Source organism: Alcaligenes sp. Marseille-Q7550, from assembly GCF_965112015.1.
Genome location: NZ_CBCOPU010000020.1, coordinates 1 through 1,221, shown reverse-complemented (window position 1 = coordinate 1,221; position 1,221 = coordinate 1). Strand labels below are relative to the sequence as shown.

Here is a 1,221-nt window from a genome sequence, read left to right as displayed (position 1 = left end):
GATCGGCGAAGGGCCGGCCGCGCGCAGCGTCAAGCTGGACCTGCAGCCTTTCACCCTGGTGGGCGCCACCACGCGCGCCGGCATGCTCACCAATCCCTTGCGCGACCGCTTCGGCATCGTGTCGCGGCTGGAATTCTACGGCGTGGACGATCTGGCCCGCATCGTGGCGCGCAGCGCCGGCCTGCTCAATGTGTCCACCACCGACGACGGCACCTACGAGATCGCCCGCCGCTCGCGCGGCACGCCGCGCATCGCCAATCGCCTGCTGCGGCGCGTGCGCGACTACGCCGAAGTCAAGACCGGCGGCGTCATCCACACTGAATGCGCGCAGGCGGCGCTGGCCATGCTGGAAGTCGATCCCCAAGGCCTGGACCTGATGGACCGCAAGCTGCTGGAGGCCATCGTGCACAAGTTCGACGGCGGCCCTGTCGGCGTGGACAGCCTGGCGGCCGCCATCGGCGAAGAACGCGACACCATCGAAGACGTCATCGAGCCCTACCTGATCCAGCACGGATTCCTGCAGCGCACGCCGCGCGGCCGCACCGCCACGCTGAACACCTGGCGGCACCTGGGCCTGACGCCGCCGCGCAACAGCGGCCCTCAGGATCTGTTCGACCCCGCCTGATCCTTCAACGACGAGCCCAGGGCCGAAGTACCAGGCCCAGGGTGATCGACATGGACACGCCCGCCGCCAGCAGCAAGGCCAGGGGCCAGGCCATCTGCTCCACTGACAGCGCCAGCACGGTGCAGAATCCCGCCAGGCTGGTCGTGCCCAGCAGGGCCGAGCGCAAGGTGGCGATCACGCTGCCCGCCCCCATCTTCTGGTGTATCGTCACCGCCACCACGGTATAACCGATGGGAAAAGCCAGCAGCAGGCCCGAACCACTGGCGCCCACCCACCTGCTGCCCGTGGTCCCGACCGCCACCAGCACGCCTGCCAGCGCCCCGCGCAACCCTGGCTGGGCCTGGCGGTGTTCGCACTGGTCACGGCAGGCTGCGTGCGCCTGGGCGTCAAGGTACGCGCCGCCAGGATGTAGGCCAGCACGAACAGTTGCGTGGCGCACAATGAATACAGCGCATAGGATGCGGCCTGATGCACAAAGGCCGCCGGAAACTGCGCCGCCAGAAAATAGAACCCTGGCCCCAGCACCATGGGCAAGCCGGCCAGCGCTCCGCCGATCAGGGGGCCGAAGGCGCCCACCGACCACGACACCATCACCA

2 protein-coding genes are annotated in these 1,221 nt (G+C 68.9%); one reads left to right on the top strand and one right to left on the bottom strand.

Annotated features, from left to right (window positions below):
- Window positions 1-625, top strand: a 625-nt coding sequence (gene ruvB / locus ACWPWO_RS18785; protein WP_454007890.1) for a Holliday junction branch migration DNA helicase RuvB, incomplete at its 5' end; no start/stop codon positions are given.
- Between the two features lie 4 nt (window positions 626-629).
- Here ruvB and ACWPWO_RS18780 read toward each other — a convergent pair.
- The gene (locus ACWPWO_RS18780; protein ID WP_454007889.1) at window positions 630-926 is read right to left on the bottom strand and encodes a hypothetical protein; all 297 of its coding nucleotides are present in this window, start codon (window positions 924-926) and stop codon (window positions 630-632) included.
- Between the last annotated feature and the right edge of the window lie 295 nt (window positions 927-1,221).